The sequence below is a fragment of the Streptomyces sp. NPDC087263 genome, assembly GCF_044744645.1.
Classification (GTDB): Bacteria; Actinomycetota; Actinomycetes; order Streptomycetales; family Streptomycetaceae; genus Streptomyces.
Genome location: NZ_JBIUYT010000032.1, coordinates 1 through 1,861 on the forward strand (window position 1 = coordinate 1; position 1,861 = coordinate 1,861).

Consider the following 1,861-nt stretch of genomic DNA (forward strand, 5'->3'; position numbering starts at 1 on the left):
GCCGCACCCCGGGATCAGCAGCCACGGCCTCCAACACCCGCACCAACCGCGACGCCAACAACCGCACCGAACCCTCATCGAACAAATCCGTCGCGAAGAGCAGCGAGCCCGCCAGTCCCGCCGGTGCCCCGTCCTCGTCGCGCCGCTCGGCCACCGTCGCCGACAAATCGAATCGGGCCGCCGGCGTGGCTGACGGCAGACCGCTCACGTCGAGCCCTGACAGCTCCCATTGCCGACGGCTCTGCGGCAGGTTCTGCATGGTGAGAGACACCTGGAACAGGGGGTGCCGGCCCAGCGACCGGGTGGGGTTGAGGTCCTCGACCAGCCGCTCGAAGGGCAGGTCCTGATGCGCGTACGCGGCCAGATCGGTCCCCCGGACGCGGTCGAGCAGTTCCGTGGCCGACGGGTCGCCGCTCAGATCGGTGCGCAGCACCAGGGTGTTGACGAAGAAGCCGGCGAGGCCGTCCAGCGCCGCGTCCCCGCGACCCGCTGTCGCCGTACCCACCGGGATGTCCGTGCCCACGCCCATCCGCGAGAGCAAGGTGGTGATCGCCGCGTGCATCACCATGAACATCGTCGCCCGCCCGCGCTGGGCGAACTCCAGCAGCCGGGCATGGGTCTCCGCGTCCACTTCGAACGGCATCTCGCCGCCGTTGAACGAGGACACGGCCGGGCGGGGCCGGTCGGTCGGCAGGTCCAGCTCCTGCGGCGCACCGGCGAGGGTCTGCCGCCAGTAGTCCAGTTGCCCGCTGACCACGCTCTCCGGGTCGTCGAGGTCACCGAGCACCTCGCGCTGCCACAGCGCGTAGTCCCCGTACTGCACGGGCAGCGGCTCCCAGCCCGGGAGCCCGCCCTGCCGACGGGCCGCGTAGGCGGCGCCGATGTCACGCGCGAGTACGCCCATCGACCATCCGTCGGCGGCGATGTGGTGGACGGCGCCCACGAGCAGGTACTCGCCCGGCCCGGTCACCAGGACCCGTACGCTCCAAGGCAGTTCGGTGCGTACGTCGAACGCTCTGGTCGCGTACTCCGCGAGCTGCCCGGGCACCTCGTCCGCGGCGGCGTGCACGACTGTCAGCGAGGGGCGGCCCGCCGCGCCGTGCACGACCTGCTGGCGGGGGACGCCCGCGGTCTCCGGGTAGATCGTGCGCAGGCTCTCGTGCCGGTCGGCGACGTCACCGAGCGCGGCTTCCAGCGCGGCGACGTCGAGGTCGCCGGAGAGCCGCAGGCCCAGGGGGAGGTTGTACGCGGCGCCCTCACCCGCCCCTTCGAGCCGGTTGAGGAACCACATCCGCTGCTGCTCGAACGACAGCGGCAGCACCTCCGGCCGCGGCCGTGCCGTCAGCGGCGCCCGCGACAGGCCGCCGAGTTCGCCCACCAACTGGGCGACGCCGGCGACCGTGGGCGCGGCGAACAGCTCGCCGATGCCCACCTCGGCGTCGAGGACGGCGCGGATCCGGGCGATCAGCCGCATGGCCAGCAGGGAGTCGCCGCCCAGCTCGAAGAATGAGGCGTCGGCGCCGGCCCACTCCAGGCCGAGGACCTCGCAGTAAAGGCCGCAGAGGATCTCTTCGGTCGGGTTGGCCGGACCGCGGCCCTCCGCGGCATCGGCGAAGTCGGGTGCGGGGAGCGCGGATCGGTCGAGCTTGCCGTTCGCGGTGACCGGCAGGGCGTCGATGGTCATCACTGCGGCGGGGACCATGTAGTCCGGCATACGGGCCGCGACGTGATCACGTAGTTCGGTGGCGTCCGCTTCCCCTTCGAGGACGACGTAGGCGACGAGCCGCTTGTCGCCGGGACGGTCCTCCCGTACGACGACAGCGACCTGACCCACGCTCTCGTGGGCGGCGAGGACCGTCTC

Annotated in this window: 1 protein-coding gene; it reads right to left on the minus strand. The window is 72.2% G+C overall.

Features of this window, described 5'->3' with window-relative positions:
* Window positions 1–1,861: condensation domain-containing protein (locus tag ACIPC1_RS40280; RefSeq protein WP_402526825.1), on the minus strand; the 1,861-nt coding region annotated here is incomplete at both ends.